Source organism: Cohnella yongneupensis (assembly GCF_042655785.1).
In the GTDB taxonomy this organism is placed as follows: Bacteria; Bacillota; Bacilli; order Paenibacillales; family Paenibacillaceae; genus Cohnella; species Cohnella yongneupensis.
Genome location: NZ_JBHSNC010000045.1, coordinates 10,626 through 34,191 on the forward strand (window position 1 = coordinate 10,626; position 23,566 = coordinate 34,191).

At 57.6% G+C, this 23,566-nt stretch carries 8 protein-coding genes; all 8 read right to left on the reverse strand.

Translation table 11 applies throughout. The features are described from left to right. Positions 1-135 precede the first annotated feature (135 nt). On the reverse strand, positions 136-13,893 hold the full coding sequence (locus tag ACFPQ4_RS14615) for an S-layer homology domain-containing protein (protein WP_378112612.1): 13,758 nt from the start codon (positions 13,891-13,893) through the stop codon (positions 136-138). A gap of 167 nt (positions 13,894-14,060) precedes the next feature. Further along, the gene (locus ACFPQ4_RS14620) at positions 14,061-15,197 is read right to left on the reverse strand and encodes a response regulator (protein ID WP_378112613.1); all 1,137 of its coding nucleotides are present in this window, start codon (positions 15,195-15,197) and stop codon (positions 14,061-14,063) included. Further along, positions 15,194-16,987 carry a sensor histidine kinase gene (locus ACFPQ4_RS14625; protein ID WP_378112614.1) on the reverse strand — a complete coding sequence of 598 codons (1,794 nt, stop codon included), beginning with the start codon at positions 16,985-16,987 and terminating at the stop codon, positions 15,194-15,196. Before ACFPQ4_RS14625 ends, ACFPQ4_RS14620 begins: the two co-directional genes overlap by 4 nt. 121 nt (positions 16,988-17,108) lie before the next feature. After that, positions 17,109-17,963 (reverse strand): SDR family NAD(P)-dependent oxidoreductase, encoded by an 855-nt coding sequence (locus tag ACFPQ4_RS14630; RefSeq protein WP_378112615.1) that lies wholly within the window; start codon positions 17,961-17,963, stop codon positions 17,109-17,111. A 124-nt stretch (positions 17,964-18,087) separates the two neighbouring features. Continuing rightward, positions 18,088-18,384 (reverse strand): hypothetical protein, encoded by a 297-nt coding sequence (locus ACFPQ4_RS14635; protein WP_378112616.1) that lies wholly within the window; start codon positions 18,382-18,384, stop codon positions 18,088-18,090. A gap of 18 nt (positions 18,385-18,402) precedes the next feature. Beyond that, positions 18,403-18,732 carry a helix-turn-helix domain-containing protein gene (locus ACFPQ4_RS14640; protein ID WP_378112617.1) on the reverse strand — a complete coding sequence of 110 codons (330 nt, stop codon included), beginning with the start codon at positions 18,730-18,732 and terminating at the stop codon, positions 18,403-18,405. A gap of 135 nt (positions 18,733-18,867) precedes the next feature. Beyond that, the gene (locus ACFPQ4_RS14645; RefSeq protein WP_378112618.1) at positions 18,868-21,129 is read right to left on the reverse strand and encodes a hypothetical protein; all 2,262 of its coding nucleotides are present in this window, start codon (positions 21,127-21,129) and stop codon (positions 18,868-18,870) included. A gap of 3 nt (positions 21,130-21,132) precedes the next feature. Continuing rightward, positions 21,133-23,508, reverse strand: a complete 2,376-nt coding sequence (gene galA / locus ACFPQ4_RS14650; protein ID WP_378112619.1) for a beta-galactosidase GalA — start codon at positions 23,506-23,508, stop codon at positions 21,133-21,135. Between the last annotated feature and the right edge of the window lie 58 nt (positions 23,509-23,566).

Here is a 23,566-nt window from a genome sequence, read left to right on the forward strand (position 1 = left end):
CTGTGCCTCCTCGATGGCATGATGTGAGCATTACCATTGTTGCCAAGTCGGATCGGGATGAACCTGGTCGCCCGCTACGGGGTATGAAAAAAGCCGTTTCTCATGGCATCGCGCCACGTGAAACGGCCTTCTTCATTACGTAATCTCTTTCTTAACGATTCGCTTTACGATCTTCACGAGCTTCCAATATTGCTTGAAGTCTTGCATCACTTTCCCGATCGCTTGCCCCATCATCGTCTGCAGGATCATGACCCCGATGGCTCCGCGATACTCGTCCCACACCGCGCCAAGCACGTCATCCCAATCGTAGCCTGACAAAATAAGAATGAGCGCGGCCGTCATCCAGTCGCCCGTCTCGTACGTCAGCAGTCCCGCGCTGTCATGGGAGCTGAATCCGGCTTCTCTTAGCGATCCGATCGTCATGAGTATCGCGATGTCGTCGTCATCGAGCGCTTTGCGTTCCGCGAACGACAGCTCGTCCGTGAATGCCGCCTGTTCTTGCTTGCTGATCTCCTTCACGATGTCGTAGATCATCTTATTGTTCGCTTCCGCGATCTTCAGGCCGGTTACGATTTGGGTTAGCGAAGCCTTTCCCGAGTCGTTCATCGCTTTCGCCAAATCTTTCAGCGAAGCGATTTCCCTCAGATCGTTCGGAATCCACTCCGGCCGGTAACCGGTATCGAGGATGGCGCCGACGATGACTTTCAGGTCCGTGAATCCGCCGTCCCGCAAATCCATCGCGATTCTGGCGTAATTACCCTCTGCTCCCGAACGGACGGCCGCGATCGCGATCTCCGAAGCGGAGAAGCCCGACTCTCTCAACGCTTTCACGAGCGCCGCGTTGAAATTGAGATATCGGATGTATGATTCGAGCGTATACCCATTTCCTTTGAGCACCCGGACTTTGTCGTCAATGACGTCGTACACGCGGCCCACGAAACCTGCGGCCTCGTAAGCCGAGTAGCCGAGCGTCTTCAGATTATCCGAGAGAGCGCGCTTGTCTTCGTTCAAGTAGCCGAAGGCGTTCTCGATGTCTCCATGGTTGAACCCTTGGGCGGCCATCGTCAGCGCGAAGTCCTTCATGGACGCTTCCGGCAGCCCCGCGCGAACGATTCTCGCGAACACAACCGCGTTGACCGTACCCCCGCGTCCATACTTTAAGATCAGGAAGTTTACGATTGCGTCCGGCGTGTTCACGCCGAACCGCGTCAGGAGCGCCGCTTGTTCTTCGACCGTGCCCTCGTTGCGTTTGCCGGCGTTGAAGTACATGTATCTTACGCTTAGAATCTCTGCGTCGCTATAACCGAGCGAGTCAAGCGTATCGACCAAATACTTGTCGTCGTAAGTCAGCTTGCCGTACCGGTACATATCGACCGCGACTACGGCCGCGCTTGCGCCTTTATTCTTCTGATCGGCCAGCTTCGCGAAAAGCGGATCGCCTCCGTACACTTCGGTCACGCTGTTGTACAGAGCCTCCGGCGTCGCGTTCACGGCAGACATGGCGTCCATCGCATCGAGCGCGCTCAGATGGAACAGCTCCTTCATCGCGACCGCGATGTCCTTGAGCGTCATTTTGCCCGATAAATAGTTCGCGACATGGCTTGGCTGGGATGCATAGCCCGGCGGAATAAGCTGCTCCAGCATAGATAGATTAGTGCCCGTGTAGTAGACGGCGGAAATCGCCAGCGTGACGTCGCCTGCGTCGTAATAAGTTCTTAGCAGGTCTGACGCCCGATCCGCGTCCGTGCCGTAATGGTTTTTGAGCTGAAGCGCCGCGGATTTCGCCGTGCTCTTCGACTTGCTCAAGAACGCCACCGCGCCCTCCGCGGTCGTAATGCCGTACGAATCCAAGATGTACGACAACGAATCCGAGGCGTTCGGTTGCTCCTGATACGCGGCGGACACGACCCGCTCGATGGCTGATGCGCCGTACCTGCCAAGGCTTGTCAGAATCGCCTTCGTCTGAGTCGGCGACTGCGAGAAGTCGAGCTTCATCGTCATCGCGATATCATCTAGACTAAATCCGGCTTCCTTCAGCGTTGCGGCCGCGGTGGACGCGGTCGTAATGCCCAGCTTGCTTAGGATGCCTGTAACGGACGTGCCGCTAGCCGCATTCGCGGTCAATGCGTACAGGATCGACGCCGCATCATACAGCCCCGTCGCCGCAAGCGTGCCCGCAATCTCGCTCGGCATCAGCCCGTAGACGGACCCGAGCGTCCCGGCGATCTCGCCGAGCGGAACGCCCGCTCCTTGCAAGTATGCGACGGCTGCGGCGGGATCCGCTATGCCGCCGACTGCGTTCAGCAACCCGACCGCGCTCGAGGCGACCTGCGTGCCGTACGCATCCGCGACGGCCGCTTCGATCATCGCCGCGTTGCCTGCGTCCGCGTTCTTAAGCGAAGCGATCGCTTGCTCAGCGGTCAAGCCGTACACTTCCCTCGCCGCCGTCGCGACTTCCTTCAGGGAATACCCCATCTGCCTCAGCATCGGCGTTGCTTCTTCCGCGGTGGCAACCACAGCATCCCTCAGCAGATCGCCGACGCTTTCCGAGAATGGTTTGCCGTAGATCGAGAATACCGCCGCCGTTACGTCCGTAAGCGGATACCAAGCTTTCGGCAAAAGCGCGCTCAGCATCTCGCCCGTAGACAACCGGTAATGCTCCTTCGCCGCCAACACCATATCATCCAGCGTAAATCCGCGTAGACGAAGCTCTGGCAGCGCCTCGGCGTACGTGGTCGCGCCAAGGCCGTCCAGAATATCAACGATCGTCTCGCTCAGTGTCTGACCATAGACGAGGGCGATGGCGTTCACCGCTTCCGTGCCCGCTGCATCGAAGAAACCTGAAGCGTCGAGCGCCGCCGCGACTTGGCTTTGATTCAAGCCGTAATGTTCTTTGCCTACGCGTACGATACTCGCCAAATCGAAGTTCATGCGCAACAAGTACGACACTGCGTCCTCCAGCGCGGCGATACCGCTCGCTTCCAGCGAATCGACGACGCTTTGGTTCTGGGACACGCCATACGCCAAGGCGATCGCGTTCGCGACATCCTTGTCTGCGTACATCCGGAAAGCTCGAAGCTGCTGAAGCGCTTCTCCGGAAGACAATCCGTACTCTTCCTTGGCCAGCTTCGCCGCGGTCGGCAAGCCGAACTGCTGCCCCGCGTAAAGGAACGCGATTGCTTGCGCATACGACGTTTGGCCGCGATAGGCGAGCAGCTCGTGGATCGCATGCTCGGCTGTCAGCCCGTAAGCGCCCGCGACCGCGTACAGAATTACGTTCGCGCCCTCGTTGCTGCCTTCCGTCAATCGCTGAGCGGTTTCCCCGATCGGAGCGTTGAATTTCGTCTTCGCTGCGAGCGCAATGTCCTTCAAGCCGAATCCGGCGTCCCGCAAGTAAGTAACGGCACCGGCCAGCGTCGTAATGCCTTCGGCGTCTAGCGCCAGGGCGGCCGTTGCCGCCTTGCTCTGACCGTAGACGTCCGCGACTGTCTGCATCACCTGCGACAAGTCGTATGGATATTGGTCCGATAGCAGGGACGCGGCTTTGCCTGCGTCTACGCCATAGTAATCCTTCAAAGCCCAAGCGAGCTGAGCACGGGTAAATTTGGCGTTTTTCAGGAAGAGGAGACCGCTTTCCGGCGACTCGCTAGACGAGGCAGCCAGCAACTGCGCAATGGAAATCTGGCTTTGCGCGAACAACTGGTTGAGCGTCGCAATCGTATTCTGCAAGTCCGGATTGCTCGAACGGCGGATGAGCGCCTGCATCACTTCGTCCATGGCGTAGCCGCCTTTGACGAGCGCGGTGCCCGCGAGTCCCGGATCGCGATATTCCGGATAGCGGGAAATCAACAACGAGATGACGGAGCCGGCCGTAGCTCCCTGCGCCCGCAGCGTCTTGACCCACAGCGCGACCGGATTGCCGTTGTATGCCCAAGCGACCGCCGAGCTGATTTCGTTCTCATCGTAAAAATGTTGATCCGTCAGAGCGGCGATCGCGTCCGCGTCCGACAGTCCGTACTGCTCGCGCAGGACGAGCGCGATATCTTTCGCCGGATAAGGGCGCAACTTCAAGACTACGTCATTCTTCGAAAATCCTTTGCCGATCAGGTAGGACGCGCTTTCCTTCGCCGCGATTCCGTAACGGCTAAAGCTGCGAATCCAATCCCAGCCTTCGTCGTCGTATACCGCGGCGAGCTCCGCGATCGCATAGCCGGAGTCTCTCAGAACGCCCGTCAAAGGAGCCATTTGGCTTTCACGGCTGTTCCCCGGGTAAAGCGAGATCACTCCGTCGATCAGCTCGCGCAGCGTGAACTTGCCAGTCGCGCCGAGAGCGAGCGTAATGTCGCCGACCGAAGACAGGCCGAACATATACTTCGCGTCCTTGGCCAGCTTGCTCGCGTTGCAAGGGCAGTTCGTCGTCTGCAGCTCGAGCCACATTGGCAACGACAAACCCATCTGCTTGACGAGCGCCGGGCCGTAATCGTTCAGCGTATACATCTTGCTCATCGCCGCTGCCAAATTCGCCGCGGTCGGTGCTTCGTTCGCGTCGTTCGCATACGCTCCACGCAATGCGGCAAGCGCATCTTGCGCCGAATACCGCGCGCCGAACGCGAACAGATCATACACTGCGTCCTGCATCGGATAGGGCGTGCCGTCCGCCGTTATGGCGTCGTGCACGTAAGCGAGCGTCCGGTCGATCGGGTATTGTGCCTCGTTGACGAACACATCGAATACCGGACTGCGGCCGGCGTAGACGTGCTTCAGGAAGTATGCAGCGACCTCCGCCGGATCGTAACCGCCTTTCAGCAAGGCGAGGAACAAACCTTTCGAATCGAAGCCCCACGGGTGGAACAACGGTTCCAACGCGACGAACGCATCGATCACGTCCGCCTCATAAACATTATGCAAGAGCGATGCCGCCTTCTCCTTGGTCATGCCGCTTTGGACGAATTGCTTCGCCGTTTCTTGCAACGTCAGCGAAGAGCCCCATGCGGCTTTGACGAATCCGGCAACCGCCTCGTCTTCTGCGCCGCTTTGCCGCAGCGCGTTGATGGCGATTAAGGCGCCGTCGCCCGACGCTTGAACCGCACCGGCGACTGCGTAGCCGGACATTTGCTCGCGGAGCATCGCGACAGCCGCTTCCGTCGGCGTATACAAGCCACCGACGAAGAGGTAGACATCGCGCGGCTGCATGCCCGCTCCGTTCATGGTCTTTACGGCCGTACGCGCATTCTCGAAGCCGCTGCCTTGGCGGATCGCCGCACCGATATCTTTCGGGGCGTAACCGGCATCTCGGAGCAACGCGACTTCGACAAGAACGTCGGCGCTATACAAGCTCACGATCGCCGTAGCCGCATCGCTTGCAATTACCCCGCCCGCGAACAGCGCCAGGACGGCGTCCGCATTCGACAGACCGTACGCAAGCTGTACCGCATCGGCGACATTCGTGCCATCGTACAACCCTTTCAATTGCGCAACCGCGGCCGACGCATTCGCTTCGCCGAATGAATAGCGCATGGCGCGAGCCGCATCGCCGGCGGAGACGCCCTTCAATCGGAACGCTCGGACGATATCCTTGACCTGATAGCCTTTTGCTCGGAAGACCGTACCCGTCTCGACTGCAGCGTAACCCGCCTGAAGAAACGAAGCGATCCACTCCTCCGGCGTATTCGGCAAATACGAGATTTCATGCAGCGCGTCGAATGCCGTGCCCGCGTCGGCACCCATATCGGCGTATACGCGGATCAAAGCCGTTCTGTCCAGACCGTATTCGGAGCTGAGCGCGCCCGAGATTTTTGCAGCAGCGAAGCCGCCTTGACGCAAGAGCACCGCCGTCTCGAGAGCGCCGTAGCCGAACTGACTATGCAGCAACTGTGCCGCCGGCTTCGGATCTCCGATGTACGCGTAGTTTTGGACGAGCCCGAGCTCGCTCGAGCTGTTGATCGCCGGCGTCTCGGCGAACGGAGCCAGATAGGCCCTGTTCTCCCCCGTCACCCGGTTAATTCCGGTAAACGCGACGGAGACTTTATCGGATGACTTGACCAGCGGACCGGTCCATGTCAGCTTGAACGTCGTGGCGTTCACGAATGCTACGCGCACATTGCTTTGCCAAGTCGAGTTGATCTTCACGGCGAAGCCCACGTCCGAAGCCGACGACATCATTCTCGCGTCGAAGGTCAGCAGGACGCTCGCACCGTCCGCGCTCGTCAAGGCTTGTTGCAGCTCCGGTTTCTTCTTCTGATATTGGACCGTGCGGTCCGGCCCGAGATCATAACCCGATTTGCTGAGCGCAAGCGTGAGCGGGTAGTCGCTTGGCCAGGAAACCCCTACCTGATACGTCCTGCCTTCGTCCGGCGTCGTAATCGTCAGGTCGTAGTACCCTTTGACGAAACCATCCTTGAACAACGAGATATTCAAATTCTGCACCGGCTTCGACAATACGATTGTAAAGCCCGCCTCGTTCGCGTTCTTCACCGTCGCCGCCACCGTGGTCGGCACTTGAACGGATACATTCCCGCTCGTGCCGAAATCGTAGCCCCGCTTGCGCAACGAGAGTGTATATGTCCGGTCTTCCTGCAATTTCGTGCGGATCGTATAGTTCGCTGCCGTCTCACCCGGAACGACGTCTTCAACGGCGATCGGACTCCCGTCCTCCGCGAGTAAGCTTATATCCTCCGCGAGCAATCCATTGACCAGTTGGTTAAATTTTAGCGCTAGTCCGTCCTTGGAGAGACCCGTGACCTGAACCGTCACCGCGCGAGGCGCGATGACTTCAAGCGGCCCCGTCGTCGGATGTGCCGGATCCTCGATCGACAGTGTGTAAGGGATCCCGAGCGCGAGCGGCTTGTTCACCTTATAGACGAGCCCCGTATTCGCTGCGCCCGACTGGTCATAGAACGACACTGCGTTCAGCGGAATTCGGATGCCGTCGGAGCCGGCCAGGAACAGGTAGGCTATGTTCAATCGCGGAATCGGCTCGCTTAGCACGAGCTCGAACCCATTAGCGTCGATGTTGCGAGCGCTCAATAGGACGACGGGCTGTGCTTCAAGTTGCGCCGCCGAACCAAACGCGTAACCGTCGGCAATCACTTGCAGCGTATAGATCGCATGGCCGGCCAACTCTGCTTGGGCGACGTACGTCGCGCCATCCTCCGAAGCCGTCCACGAGACGATCGGAACGGCTTTGCCGACCGTGTCCTTGAGGGTAACGTTGCCGGCCGTCAAGCCCGGAACCGCACGGTTCAGCTTAATTGTGAAGCCGCTGCTGAGGAACGGCGATACCGCTACCCCGACCTTAACCGGCACGAGAAACGTGCCATCGGCGCCGAAATCGTACCTGGACTTGGTCAGCCGCAAGCTATAACGCTTCTTTTCTTGCAGGCTTGCTTGCAGCGTGTAGGTCAACCCGCCGTCCGTCGTCGTCAACGCGGTGATTACGGTCGACCCGCCGACTTGATCCGTCAACGCAACGTTACCTGCGGAAAGCCCCGGCACCGCCCGATTCAGACGAATCGTCAGACCCGTTGCTTCGGCGTCTTCGTATGTCACGCCGACAGCGATCGGAATATCGGCGACTAACGGAGCGCCGAAGTCGTACCCGGCAAGCGAGATCGTCAGCGTATAAAGCTCGCCGCCGGTTAATCCGGTCGATAGCTTGTACGTAGTGCCGTCGTTCGCCGATGAGGCGTCCGCGACGGCGACCGGTTGCCCGTTCGAATCGCGGAGCTGGAAGTCATTCGCATCCAGGCCATTTACAGCCGGCGAGAGCACAAGGGTAAGTCCAGCTTCGGAGGCCTGATCAAGCTTGGCCGTTATCGCGTTGGGAACCTCGACCGTCAACTCGTCCCCGAGATCGTATCCGGACTTGGCGAGCGAAAGCGAGTACCTCCGTCCGCCAACGAAATTCGCGCGGATCGTATACGTCGAACCGCCGTCAGCCGTCACGACCGTGTCGGCAAGCCATACGTTACCATCAGCATCCCGAAGCGTAACCTCCCCGGCGTTCAAGCCCGGAACGGCGACGTTAAAGCCGATTTCAATTTCCTTCGGCCCGGTCCGCAGAACCGCCGGCGTGGCCAGAATCGGAACGGTGAACGCGATCGGATCGCCGAATGCGTAACCGTCTTTTGCCGGAACTATCGTATAGCTTTCCGCTTGGAAGAAGTCCGCGGACAACTTATATGAGATACCGCCATCGGCGGTTTCGGCCGACAACAGGGCGATTTTGCGTCCGTCGGACGCCCTGCGGAGCACGAAGTCTCCAGGACGCATGCCCGGCAGCGGCTGGTCGAGCACGAGGTCGAACGTTCGGCTACTACCTTCCTCCATACCGGCGAAGGAAACGCCAACCGACTTTACGATAACCGGAATGCCTGGCCCGAAGTCGTCGCCAATCCGATCTATCTCGACCGTATAGACTCGATCCGGCGTCAATGCAACTTCGATCTGATAGCTCACCCCGCCGTCGTTCGAGACGATGCCTGTCGTCCGCTGCTCGGCGCCTTGGTCGTCGAGCACCTTCAGCTTGAGCGCGCTGCTCCAGCTAAGCATGCGGTCGAAGTTCAGCGTGAAGCCGTTTACCGATACTCTATCCACGGTCGCGGACCGCTTGTTCAAACTGAACGGAATCGAGAACTTGACCTCGTAGCCCGGTTTGGCGATCGAAACCGTGTACTTCTTGCCCGCCGCTAACGGCGCGGTCACTTGGTATGCGGACCCGTTTAACGCCGCCACGGCGGATTGCGCCGAAATCGTATGGCCGTCGCGGTCGGAGATCGTAATCTCGGAAGCTGCCAGGTTCGGAAGCGCCGGGCTGACGAAAAGCGTGAACCCGTGTTGCGTCTGCAGCCCCGTGTCGAGACCGACGAGAATGCGCATGCCGATCGATAGCGACGAGCCGAAGTCGTAGCCCGGATACGACACGGTAAGCGTGTACGTTGCCAGCGTATCAAGGGCGCCGGTCAGCTTATATTGATTGCCGCTCAGCTTCGTAAGGGTGACTGCTAAGAGCTTGCCCTTGCCATCCCGCAAGTCGAAGTTGCCCGCGGCTAGCTCCGGCATCGGATAAGGATAGGCGCCGATCGTCAGCACGATATCGCTGTTCGTCGTGCCATCGACCGTGACGACGCCCGGAATCGGAATGTCGAACGCGATCGGGGCCGCTAGCGCGAATTCTTCTCTCGCGATCGCCAGGGTATATCCCGCCCCTGGCTCAAGGACTCCCGCTCCGACGTCATAGCGAAACTGATAGCTCAAACCTTGGTCGGCCGTCGTGAACGAATACAAATACTGCCCGACCACATTACCCCCGGCGTCGCGAAGCACGACTTGCGACTGCAGAAGCCCGGCGACTTTCTCGCCAAATTGCAGCTTGAAGCCTTGCGCCGTAACGTTCTTGATCGTGGCCGCAATGGTCTTGCTCGCGACGAATGGAATCCCGGTTGCCGTTTGATAAGAAGCGTTCGGCTTATATTGCACCGTGTAAGACTTGCCCAGGACGAGCGCTGCCGTCAATGCGTAACTGCTGCCGCCGTCTGCCGTTGCCGCCGCGGATGTTGCGTACGTCTCGCCGGAAGCGCCGCGAATAACGAAGTTCGCCTTCGTCAGCCCCGCGACGGGAGCCTCGAACTGCACCGTGACGCCCGTAGGCGAAGCGATCGCCGACGTGATGGCCACCGGGAACGCGAACGTCGGCGAAGTCAGCCGATACGCAGCCAAATCCGGATTCGCGCCCGGGTTCAGGTCTAGCATATAAGAACGCGTAATGGAAATGTTCGCGAGACGAATCCGGTAAACGGTACCACCGCCGGACATGACATACTCGTATGGATAGAAGGTATTGCCTTCATCGTCTTTGGCGACGATACCGCCGGATTGCGCCTCCGTCAGCGGCTGCGACAACCGCAGCTCGATCCAGCCGTCGCGGTTCGTCTCCGTCACGGTCGCCGTCAAGCTGTACGGCACATGGAACGAGACCGCCGGACCGAACCGGACGAAAGCTTTGCTCAGCGTGAGCGTATAGTCTTTGTTGCCGCCGAGCGTCGCATGGATGCGGTACGTGCGACCGCCGTCCGAAGTCGACAGCGTTAGGCCGACGACGCGGTTGTTCTGCGCGTCACGCAGGTCGATATCCGCCGGCAGTAAGCCTGGTACCGGATTGTCGAAGGCGAGATCGAAGCCCGTGCCGGTCGGATTTAGAGCCGAGAAGTTGCCTGCGTCGAGCGTGCCTTGAACTTGGAAAGCGACTCCGCCCACCGGCAAATGACCATTCAGCTTGACGACGTAGTTCCTTCCGGGGAGCTCGGCCGACAACCAATATGTGCGGCCATGGTCCTGCGTATCCGCCGCACTGATCCATACCTGCGCATCTGTTTCCACGTTCACGATCTGGAAGCTGGAGGCGTCCAGCCCGTCAACCGCGTAGTCGAGCGAGACCCGTATTCCGGTATTCAGCACTTTGCCGACGGCGATTGTCGCGACCGCACTCACGGTGAAATAATAGACGGTCATCTCGATCGGAGCATCGATCAGCAAACGGTAATTACCCGGTGTCAAGCTCGCCGCAATCTCGTAGCTGCTGCCGCCGTTCGATGTCGTCACGCCTTGAATCGGCACCGTCGCACCGATCTGATAATCCGCTGTCATTCGGTTCAACCGGAACCCGCGGACCGTATCGATCGCAACCGGCGGATTCAGCGATAACGTGAAACCCGTATAGGAAGGGTTCAGCACTTTGTTTGAGTAAGCCGCGGTGTTGCTTCGCGGAGCGCCGAAGTCGTACCCGTCCTTGATGATCTCGATGCGGAACGTCTGTCCGCGAACGCCGTCGTACCGAACGACGAAGCCGCCCTGCTCGCTCTCGACCGAGACGACGGATACAGGGCTACCCCGCTCGTCCGTCACTCGGAAGTCATTCGCCGTAACGCCGCCCGGCAGGCTCGGATTAAAGCCCGCGAAAAAGCCGGGATACGGACTCGTCCCATACCACGGATTAAGAGTCGTTCGTATGACCTTCTTGGATCCCCCGAAGTCATAGCCCGATTGCTCGACGTCCAGCACGTAGTCACTGTAGGCTGCGTTGTCCGGCCCGATAACGTAGCTGCTGCCGCCGTCCGTCGTGGACACCGATCCGATGAGGTAAGGCGTGCCGTTGTTATGCGACAAAAGGAACGAATCGGCGGTCAAGCCCGGTACAGGTACGCTGAATGTGACGCGCAAGCTCGTGCTCCCATTACTCGTCGTTTCGAACGTTGTATAGCGACTGACCGGTATCGTCACCGGTACAGCGACATCGCCTTCGAAGACGTAATCGCCGATATAGATCCGGTAATGATAAGTCGCTCCCGCAGTGAACGTTCCCGCGACTACGAGCGTTCTGCCTCCACTACCGACTTGAACGCTGGCATCCGCTACGGCCGCGCCGCCGACATTCATCACTTCCGCGCGTTCGATCGACATATCGCTAACGGAGCGATCCAAGTTCAGCTGGAAGCCTCCGAACGATACCCAGCCGACTGACGAAGCGGCATCGATCGCCGCTACTTTCAGGACGAGCGGCTCGGTGAAGGCGTACCCGGCTTTGTTCAGCGCGATGGTATACGACTTACCGATGGCGAGCGCGGCATACACTTCGTATTCCCGGCCTGCGGACACGCTCGCCAGCATGTCGACACCGACGCGCTCGTTGTCGCCGTTCGTGATAACGAAGCTGTCCATCTCCAATTCGGAGACGGGCTTGTCCAAGCTCAACTTGAAGCCTGCCGTCGACAGCTGACTCGCCGTCGCGGTTACGACGACGTCGCTCGTCTCTCCTGGATCCGTCGTCCCCGATCCCGGCACTTGGATCGTCAGCGGTGAACCGAAAGAGTAGCCCGCCTTCGCGATCGTGAGCGTGTAGGTCTGACCTTCCGACAGCATCGCGACTACGGAGTACGATAGACCGTTGTCCGCGGTGTCAGCGGACAAAACCCCAACGGCGTCGCCTTGATGGTTAAGCGTCAGGTCGCTCGTCGTCAAGCCTTCCACAGCGCCGTCGAACGCAAGCGAGAAACTGGTCGCGCCGATGTCGTAAACAGAGGCAGTCACGGACACTGCGTTAGGATCCGTTCCTGAATCCGTTCCGGGATCCGTCGTAACGGGAACCGTGAACGCTACGGGACTGCCGAATGCATACCCCGTTTTTGTCGCCATTACAGTATAGGTTTGCCCCTCGGTTAAAGCGGCGGAAAGCGCATAAGTCGCTCCGCCGTCAAGGCTGCCTGCGAACGTGACAGTCGCGCTCTGTCCGCCAGACGTTCGCACGTTGAAGTTCGCTGCCGTTAGCCCGGCTACTGCCGGGTTGAGCACAACCCTCACGCCCGTCATCTGCGGCTGCGTCGCCGACACCACGACGGATATCGTCGAATCGATCGGCGGATTCGGGTTCGTAGGATTCGTTGGCACCGTAGGACCGACTGGCCCCGTTGGAATACCAGCCACACCTCCGCCGGTCAAGCCCCCCCGATCCGTCGTTTCAACGACCTTCGGCTTCGTCTCGAACGTGACACCTACGGCATCCACGAGCGCATGCTGTATCGTCCCCTCCCCGGTTACGCTAGCTATCCCGTGCAGCTCCATATTATCGACTATGACGCCGTCGCCCAGCGCGATCTTCGAAGCCGAGCTCGATTCGCCTACCTGTAGCTCGGCGATCGTCCCAGACGTGACGGTCAGTCGAACGTCGCTGCGAACTTCCACTTTCGCGAACGCGCCGGACAACACGACTTCTCCCGTCGCCGTGATGACCACGCCCGAGATGCCTCCGCCTTCGCTTCCGTCCGACTCGATGAGCGCGTCGGATTGCACGTCCATCTGCTCAATGACAGTCGTCCCGTCGATAACGACGCGCACGCGACCGCCCGTTTTATCTACGACTACGGTACCGAGCGACGAGTCGTTCATGTGAACGCTATGTTCGCCGCCGCCGTTCACGAAGGTACGGCCGCGTACCGTGACATGGTCCAGCGTAACGTCTCCTTCGCCGACCGACGCACCGATCACCAAATCGCCCGTAACCGTCAAATTACGCAATACGGTATCCGGTGCAAGCACCGTCAATCCGCCAACCACGTTAAAGTTGCCCGTCGCCGGTCCATATGTACCCGCTGCGTCCAAGTTTTTCGCGCTAATGACGATGCGCCCCGGAACGCCGGAATTCGATTGTTTCAGCAATCGATTCAGCAAGGTCACCGCTTCCGCCCTCGTAATCGGCTGCAACGGCCGGAGCGTCCGATCCGGGAAGCCCTCCATGTAACCCGAGGCTAATACCGCGTTTAATGGATCATGGCCGTAGCTAGGAACACTTTCGCGATCGGCGAACTGTCCTAGCGGCTCCTCACTGGAACGGCTTACGACGGGCACGAGCCGAGACAGTATTGTTCCCGCTTCGACGCGCGACAGTTTCCCTTGCGGCCGGAAAGTGCCGTCTGTGTAACCGCCGATATACGCCGCGGCTTTGGCCGCTTGAATTTGCGGTATATACCAGGCGCCTGCCGGCACGTCTGCGAATGAAATCGCTCCGCCGCCAGAGAAGCCGAATGCGCGATTCACAAGCGTCACGAACTCGATGCGGCTAATTGTTTGGTTCGGCCGAAAACTACCGTCCTCGTAGCCTTGTATCAGCCCGAGCTTGATCCACTCCGCAATAGCTCCTTCCGCCCAATGGCCTTGAATATCGTTCGGCAATGGTCCGTCGGCAGTTGCACTTGCTTGCGTAGCCACTTCCGCCAGCTGTGAAGCTAACAAATCTTTGGCCGATAGGGTTGCAGGGGTAATAACCCCTGACAACAGACTGACGATCAACGTCCAGATCAGCGCTCTCCTTGGCAGTTTGCCTATAAGCAGCTTCTTCATCATTCCTGACTCCTCTCAGTTGCTACGAACTCCGGATAGAGCCCGAACGCAAAACTCCCTAGTCTAATCTTAAGAGGCGCCAATAAAAGAATAATGAAAGAAACGCGCGAAAAAAGGCCCAAATCCGCATAACACAAGGGTTCGCGGATTTGAGCCGGTGTTGAAAATATTTATTTTTTGTCGGATAATCCCGTGAGTAGTTCGTCGTAGAACAGAACCAGCTCCTGTGAAGGCTTGATGCCCAGCTCGCGTCCAAGCAGCCTAACATAGTCGGTGTATTTGGCGGTCAATGTCTTCTTGTCCCGGGCAGTTGCATGCGTCCGCATAGACAAGCGGACGACGTCCTCGTCCAACGGATCGCGGGCGTACAGCTTAGCCAGCAGCGACTCGGCGCCCGCGACGTCGGCATTCGCCAATAGCGCCTCGACCAGTCTTTTGACGAAAGACGAATAAAGTCCGGCCAACCTTCCCGTCTCGTGGATCGCCCACACGTACGCTTTGTCTCCGAACAGATCGCCGGTGAATAAGCGTTCCGTCTGAAGCGCCGCATCCAAGTCGCTCTCTCCGATCTCCTGATACTTGTTCACGCAGTTCTCGAACGAAACGTAATCGACGGAAGCGTCTGCAAGCTCCAGCGCATACCCGTCATTCTCCGAACGTACGGCCTCTCTCAGCCCGAGCGGCTCTAACGACTTGCGTAACTGGTAGACCGCCGTGTTCAAATACGTCTCGGCGCTCCCCGAAGACATCCCCGCGAATATTTCCGCTACAAGCCGCGAACGAGGAATGCGATGGCCGCGATTCAGCAGCAAGTACGCGAACAATTCTCCGCTCTTGCGCGACATCCATTTCACGCGTACCGAGCCGTTCCGAACGACGATGTCCCCGAGCGCGGTAACGGCAGGCTTGTCCGCATCCCGATCGGACGCTCGCGCCTGCAACGACCTACGGCCTGCCAAAGCACGGTTCACCGCCCGTTCCAGCCGTTCTTGCGACACCGGCTTAAGGAGATAATCGAGCACGGACAAATCGTAGGCGTCCACCGCGAATTCCTTATGCGACGTGACGAGCACGATTTGCAACGGCTCATCCGTCGATTCTTTGCGCGCGGCGAATTTCAGACCGCCTTCCTCGGGCATGGAGACGTCAACGAACGCAAGCTGGACGTCGGGATTTTCGCTTAGAAACCCGTCTGCCGCCCGCGTATCCGCAAACGTACCCACAAGCTCGACGCCGGGCAGCTTCGTCAGCATTTTTCGCATGATCAAATGCATGGCCGGCTCGTCGTCCACTACGATTACTTTCATCTCTCATCCCCTCCGTTCGCGTTCTTGCCGTCGCGCGAGATCGGCAACGTGAAATAAAACCGCGTTCCGCCTACCGGCCCGCTCTCGAACCATAGCCTCCCGCCGTGGATGCGGACGAATTCGCGCGTCAGAACGAGCCCGAACCGCGTCTTGCTCGCTTCGTCCTTGCCGCTGGCCAACTTCAGGAACGGCTCCTCTTGCCGCAGCAGCTCCGTTGTCTCGGCGTCGATGCCCGGTCCGTTGTCGCTGATGCATAGTACGGCCCGGTCGCCCTCTCTTGATGCCCGCACTTCGACCTCCCCGCCGACGCCGGTGTACTTGATCGCGTTCGACAGCAAATTTCTCAAGATCAAGTCGAACATCTCCTTGTCCGCACTGACGGCTAAGGCGGCATCGACGTGTTCCTCCAGGTGGATCCGCTTCATCTCCGCCCTCGCTCCCGCAAGGGCCAGCGCCTGGCGGACGACCTGCTTCGCGTTCCAATCGAGCGGACGGAATACGATATGCCCGCTCTGCCCGCGATACCAATTGAGCAAATTATCGACGAGACTGAACGTGCTACGCGCTTGATCACGAACTTCTTGCAGCAGCGCCGAGTACTCCGTGTCGGCGGCCACCTGCTCTTCGCTTAACAGTTCGGTCAGGCTAACCATTAGCGCGATCGGATCGCGGATATCATGGGCGACGACCGTGAACAGCTTGTCCTTGAACGCGTTCAATTCGGAAAGCTGCCGAGCGTTCTCGCGCAATTGCTCCTCGGTTTCTTTCAGCTCCGTGATGTCGTTGAACGTCAACAGCTTGCCGATCGCGTTTCCGTCCGTATCGATAATGCCCGAGAGCGTGCAAGAATAATGCTTGCGTTGCATCCCACCCAACCGCTGAAACGGAAACTTATCGTCTTTACCGCCGGTCACGCGTACACGCTCAACCAGCTCCGGATACGCCGCTAGCGCGTCACCTATCGGCACAGGTTGGCGCTGCGCATGCGACAATTCGGGGAACTGGGCTTCCGCCGCCGGATTATACCCGACGATCCGGTCTTCATAGTCGAGAAGGATGACGCCATCGCGAATCGTATCGAATACTTTGGCCTGCGCCAGCGGCGTCAAGCGCAATAGATTGAATCTGTAAATGCCCCATACGTAGACGAAGCCCGTCACGACGAAACCGAAGGGGGTCATGTCGACTTGCCAACCAGACCAAAAGATTAAATTAAAAAGCACCGGCATTACGATGCCAAGCACCAATACGACGATTTGCTTACGCATGGCCGGCAATGCTTTGCGGTACATCGGAACGAATAGCCATAGCCCGCAGATCAGCACGAAATAATTGTAGGCGGAATGGACCGCATACGCCGGACCTTTGACGGTCGTGTATAGCGGCAAGGAAGACGTCTCGTTAGGTACGTAGCTTTCATAGACGAGATGATGCCATTCGTTGGTCAGATGAAGGAAAAAGATCGCGAAAGGAACGACGAACAGCGCGTATGCGAGCAGCCGCCTTGTTCGCGCCGCGGAGCCGGTGAATTGAATGACGAGAAACAACCACAGCGTCGTGACGAAAGGGATTCCTAAGTATTCGACTTGTAGCGACAGCTTCATCTCGAATAAATTACGACTCAGCACCTCTAATGCATAACCGACCGCATAGAACGTTCCGCTTAACATGACCAGGATCATCGTCCTAGCGACGGCCAGATGGCGTTTACGGTAGGAAAGCCAAGCTATGAGCAGCATGAGCGCTGCCGCGAGAATCAGCATAATCGACATCCATTGCTTTACGTTCACGGCTGATTTTCCCCCGATATAATCCGAAAAATCGACGATTTTCCTCCATTTTATCATAATAAAAGCCACATCCGCTTGGATGTGGCCTTGATTGCGAATCCGGCCGCGCAGGAGAGAGCCGTTAGACTTGCGCTTCTTCGCTCAGCTTCTTGCCGGCGCCAGCATTGCGAATGGATCTGAACCGACGAATTTCTTTAAGCGCGTGACGCTTGAACAAGCTCGGCATGAACCGATACAAGAACGTCAGTACCCCGACGTAAGACGGAAACTTAATAATCGCGCGATTGCGGGAAACTTCCCGTAAAATAATCCGAACGGCATTGTCGGGCTCGACCAATTTGACGGGAATGCCCGAGACGATCTCCTTCGGGTCAGCATTGTATGTACGCACGTTCTCGACAAGCGAAGTACGAATATATCCCGGGCATACGGTGCTGACTTTAATGCCTAAATCGGCGCCCTCGTAACGCAAACATTCGGATAAGCCTACGACTCCGAATTTTGAAGTCACGTAAGGGGAATGCGTCGGACCCGGCGTCAGGCCGTAGCCGGAAGCCGTATTGACGATATGTCCGAAGCCTTGCCGAGCCATGACTTGATAGGCATAATGTGATCCATGCAGCACGCCGTTCAAGTTAATGTCGAGCACCTTCTTGATTTCGGCAAGCGGCAAATCGCGAAAATCGCCTATAACCGTAATACCCGCGTTGTTGAACATATAGTCCAATCTCCCGTAGCGGTCCGCCGCGCCGTTTACAAGCGCTTCGACCGATCCGCTGTCGGTTACATCGACGTATGCAGCTTCCGCTTTACCGCCGCGATCGTTAATTTCCTTGGCGACTTTAATCGCTTCTTCCATGTTCACGTCCGCAATAATGACCGTCGCTCCGTATTCGGATAATTGCTTAACGATCTCGAGACCGATTCCCGATGCGCTTCCCGTTACGATGCAAACCTTGTCCTTAAAGACATGCACGACAATACCATCTCCTCTGAGTGCGTTTACAAAGATTATATGATAAATATTTAACAATAAATAGAAATTTTTATAGACATAAATAGACCGCACCCCCTGTTCGGGACGCGGTCTCATTTGCTTTCTACTTCGACCAACGCGATAACGCGAAGGCAAACTTATTAGTCAATACGGATAACAACTCGGAAGGTTGTCCGAAATACGGAACCGGCTGCCATTGCCCCTTAGGGTTCGCAACGCTAAGCATGAACAGATTTCCTGCAAACATCGTTAGTGCCGCCCTGCAACTCTCGTCTTGCTGCTTGTCGAGGGAATAAATATACAAGCTGCTTCCTTGGATTTTTACGGACAAATGCGTAAGCGAGCGCGCATGAAGCGAATTCTGGATGAGCATGTGCGCCAGGTGCAACGCCAAACTCAAATCCGATCCCCCCTGTAGTTATTCCTTATACTCGATGATAGGCTTGATCACCTGCGCGATCAATCGGATTTTATGAGGCGGACAGCCTTCCAACATCTCGATGATCTCATGACGTAAATAGTCGTCCTCGGTAGTGCTCGTACCGCTTAATAAATATTCGGTTGACATCTCCAGAACGGTGCAAATCTTCCCCAGGTTTTCTAGGTTAGCGGCTGATCGTCCGCGTTCGATCTTGCTTATGTAGGCGTTGGATACGTCCAACGATTCTGCCAACAATTCTTGCGTGATGCCCTTGCCTTCGCGCGCTTTCCGGATTCGGCTGCCAATCGCTTGATAATCGAAGCCCATTGTTCATCACCCAACCCGAATATACCAAGTCCCCCCTTTTGTTTACATGCACAACAGATCAACATTGACTAATAGGTTAACCCACAAAAAGAAAACCCCCGAAAAAACGCATATCGCGTTCCTTCAGGGGTGTGCTTACAACGCCACCCGAACCGTCTCTCCCGGGGGTACCTCTATACGCTTCCACAGCGGTGAAGCACAAACGCCGAGCGGCTGCCCAGTCTCGGTCTCATCCTCCGCAAGCACCTTCACCTTCGCCGGAAAAGCCGTGGGATTGCTGACCACGAGCACCGAGCCGCCATCCTTAGAAGTCTCCAAACTACACGCGACATTGTCGATCGCCGTTACGATTCCGCTCGTCGTATTTACGTAGATGCCGGGAAGCTCCGCATAAGTAAGCATCAGCGACACCTCGCACCAGCACGATAACGGAATGACTTCGCCGACGCACGCCTGGCCTTCCCAATCGCTCATATTGACCCTCTCGCTCATATAACCCGGCGGCATATCGTGACCGTCCCAGCCTCTGACCGGACGATCCTCTCGCGACAAGTATTGCGGCAGGTTGCCCGCGATATCACGCAGCAGCTCCAAGTACTGCTGCTTCCCCGTCGCCCGATATAGCTTGAGTAACGAATCGCCGGATAACGTGCAGATGCCCGGCGCGCTATGCTTATTCTGAACGTTGGCGATGACAGAACCCGTAGTACGAATGCCCAACCTATCGAAGGTCGACCCTGCCGGGAAAATGAAATCGTAGGATACGCACCAAGTCATACACTGCCACGCGGCTTCCTCCGCCCGCACGATCCACTCCCGATCGCCGCTCGTCTCATAGAGTACGAGATACGATTCGAGCAGCCCGAACGCCGACTCGCTGTCCGGACATTGCAGGATTTCGCCGGGGCCGCCCGTCGTGACGCCCTTCGCGGTGAATTGCTCGTAGTAGTGCCGCGCGGATTGTTCAGCTATACGCGAGTAATCATCCTCGCCGAAATAGCCGCCGCACAAGGCAAGACCGGCCGGCGCAATCCCCGCTGCCGCCGAGCCTCCGATCAGAATATGTCCCGTTCCCGAATGAACCCACTGGCCGAATTGGCCGTACTCGCGCCACAGCCTAACGAACGCATCCGCTAGTCGCCGCGTCCCTTCGAGCCACTCCACGGGTATCGCAAACTCGGGGCTTACCCGCTCCAGCGCTACCAAATGCTTCATAATGAAATATAGCGCGTCCGCGCTTTTGCGCAAAATATGCCATTGCTCGGGATGCGGACGATCCGGATCGCCATTGAATTCGTCGCCATACCATTGTCCGTTGTAGCATACGCCATGGAAAAAGCCCGACTCCGTCTGGCTGCTGAATAGGAATCGAAGCGTATCGAGAGCGCGATTCACCGACAATTCGCTGCCTTCGAGAAGCAATGTCAGACTCGACATGCCTCCCCCTACCCATCCGATCTGCCAATCCTGGTGCTTCATATCGACCGTGCCAACGGCATAATAGCCGAGTTGCTCGTTCCAGTTCATCGCGTTGTACTTACGCTCCTGAATGTCCCACGCCGCGGAGAACGGCAGACTCGGCGACAGCTCATCGGAGAACCGCCCCTGACTACGCACCTCGGCGAACCGTTCAAATAACGCCTGAACGTCTCGGCAAGGGAATCGGTAGACGCGGCAGGTCAACCGCACTCCGTCTCCCGGCTTGAAGTCATGCCCTCTGTCCGGGCTCGGCACCTTCGTCGTCGCCATCTCGTATTTCGTATGCGGCCGAATGCCCGGTGCCTGTAAAGAAAATCGCGCCGAGCTTCGATCCACGCTTTCTTCTATATGCATCGAAGTATCTCCGAGCACCGTTGCCTGCTCCGTAACGTACAGCCATCCGAACCCCGACTTCACATCCATGACTCCAATGGCTGGCGTAGCCGCATCTCCGGTCAATAAGTGAATCGCCGAAGGCGTCGCCGGTTCGACGGACAGACGAGGAACATCGGTGATGAGCGTAGGCACATCCGGCCCTTGATCAGCTAGCTTGGTCCAGCACGGCGCATAAGGCAGCTCCCGCACGCCGAACCGATTCCCTGCATACACCGCCCCTGGCACAAGCACGTAGTTATGCTCCGACCAGTCGCTCCAGTTAAACGAAAGCGCCACGGCGGATTGCAGAGAGACGCCGTCCGACCGGAAGTCAGCAATAAGCGACATTCCCTCCGGACGATTCGCGTCTCCCTCGCTCGCCACTGTCACCGACCAACCGGCATCGAGCACTACGACATTCTGCTCCACTAACTTATTCAAGGGAAGCTCGATGCGCTCGACCGGGTCCGCCTTATCGTATTTCGTTACGCATACCGCAAGCGTTATCCCGGATTCATCTAACCCAAACCCCGTTGTAGACATCGCTCACCCCTCCTTACCCGCTTCAATGCGAATCGTTGCCGGCATTAACCCTTGGGAGGTTGCTTTCAGTGTTAAAGGCCCTGTCTCTTTACCCGCTTGAAGCAATGCTAGCGCATGACCGTTGAATGCCCTACGGCTGCTCGCCTTATCCGATTCGTGGCTGCTCGGGTTACCGTTGCCGACGCCTAACAAAGAACCTGCACCCTCCACCTGAAAAGTAACCTCGGAATCCGCGTAAGGCACGACATTCCCCCGATCATCGAGGATACTGACACGTACTGCGGCTACATCCGAGCCATCGGCGACAATAATCGCCCGGTCGGGCTCCAGTCTAATCGCATGCGGCTTGCCGGTCGTTACCCGAATGCCCTCCGCCGCGATGACGCCGCCTTGTTTGCCGACCGCCTTTAGCTCGCCCGGTTCGTACGCGACGTTCCACTCCAGACTGTTCATCGGCACGACCGGCTGCTCTCCGAGCGAACGGCCATTGAGGAACAACTCGACCGTCTCGCAATTGGAGTAAACCATAACCCGAGTCGGTTCACCCTCGCGCCCCGGCCAGTTCCAATGCGGTAGCAGGTGGACTAACGGCTCGTCGGTCCAGATCGCTTTTATGAAATAATAGATGTCCTTCGGAAACCCGCACGTGTCCATCATGCCGAAATGCGAGTTGATGCAGGGCCATTCGTATGGCGTCGGCTCGCCTCGATAATCGAAGCCCGTCCATATGAATATCCCGGTCAGAAAAGGATGCCGAATCACGTCCTCCCACGACTTCGCCGGACTGCAGCCCCAGGATGGAATGTTCGTCCCGTAGGCGGAGCAGAGTCCTCTGACCGGGTCTTCCTCGTACACTCCCCGCGTCGTCGTGTAGCTGGCGGACTCGCTTCCTACGATGAGACGATTCGGGCTTTTGCGCCGTCCGTCGATGTCCGATCCTCGATGTCCGTAGTTATATCCGACGATATCGAGGGCGTCGACATAGCCCCCGGTATCCCAGCCGTGATTCATCGAGGCCAACGTCGGCCTTGTCGGATCCAGCTTGCGCGCCACTTCCGCCATCGTCTTGATGATTCGCGCACCCATTACCGTGCCTTCCAGCACTTCTTCGTTTTCCAAGCTCCACATAATAATCGAAGGATGATTGCGATCGCGCAGGATCATGCTCTTGAGCTCTTGAATCCCTCGCGGGCTGCTATCCAGCTTGCGGTTCTCGTCCATCACGAGCATGCCGAGCCGATCGCACAGATCCAGCAATTCGGGAGCCGGCGGTTGGTGGGCGCTGCGGTACGCGTTACATCCCATCTCTTTCAACAGCTTCAGCTTGTACGCGATCAACGAATCTGGCATCGCAACGCCGACGCCGGCAAAGTCCTGATGGTTGCAGGTTCCCTTAATGAGGTATGGATTTCCGTTCAAAATAAAACCGCGCTCGACGTCGAATGCGATCGTCCGAATGCCAAAAGCAGTCTCATAGCGGTCGATCAGCTTTCCTTCCTCATAGAGCTCAGAGATAACCAAGTAGAGGTTAGGAGTTTCCGGCGACCAGAGCTTAGGGGCGTCTACTCGCACACTCTGCACGATATCCAATTCTTCAAGCCCGCCGACCGTATCCGTATGCACGACTTGTTCAGTAACGATGCGTCCGCTGCCTTTTTCCGTTATGACGGTTCTTAGCTCGAAGCTCCGCGACTTCGCCGCATTGTTAACTACTCGCGTTTCCACGCGCACGGTTGCAAGCTCTTCGGATACATCGGGAGTCGTGATATAGGTGCCCCACTGTGCAAAATGCAGCGATTCCGTCGAGAGCAACCACACATGCCGGTAAATGCCGCATCCTTCGTACCACCAGCCTTCGTGGTCGGTCGCGTCTACCTTAACGAGGACGATATTATCTCCCTCTTCGCCATAGCGGAGCACATCCGTTATGTCGTACACAAAACTCGTAGCGCCGCCGAAGCGTTCGCCGATCAGATGACCGTTCACCCATACGGTGCTTCGCCCCGTGACGCCGTCGAATTGTAACGTCAATCTACGACCGAGCTGCTCCGCCGCAACCTTGAACCGCTTGCGATAGAATCCGATCCCCGTCGGCAGATAACCGTGACTTCCCGCCCGCGAGCCTAAGCTTGCATCATTCACATACTGCCCTTCGACGCCCCAATCGTGAGGTAATCGAACGCTCCTCCAGCCTTCTTGAACGTGCTTCGCTTCTTTATCCACATAGGCGATCTCCAACCATTCGCCCTCTTCGCGTTGTCCGCAATCCGTAATGCCCCCGGTCATTCCGCCCTTGACCGCATAAGGAATCGGAATATCGCCCTTATAAAAGTACCAGTCCTCGTCGAATCGCTCTTTGCTTCTTCCCGCATGCGCCATTCCGCTCGACCTCCATCTGCTATTCGAGGTTACGGTATCACGACGCCAACCGGTCGGT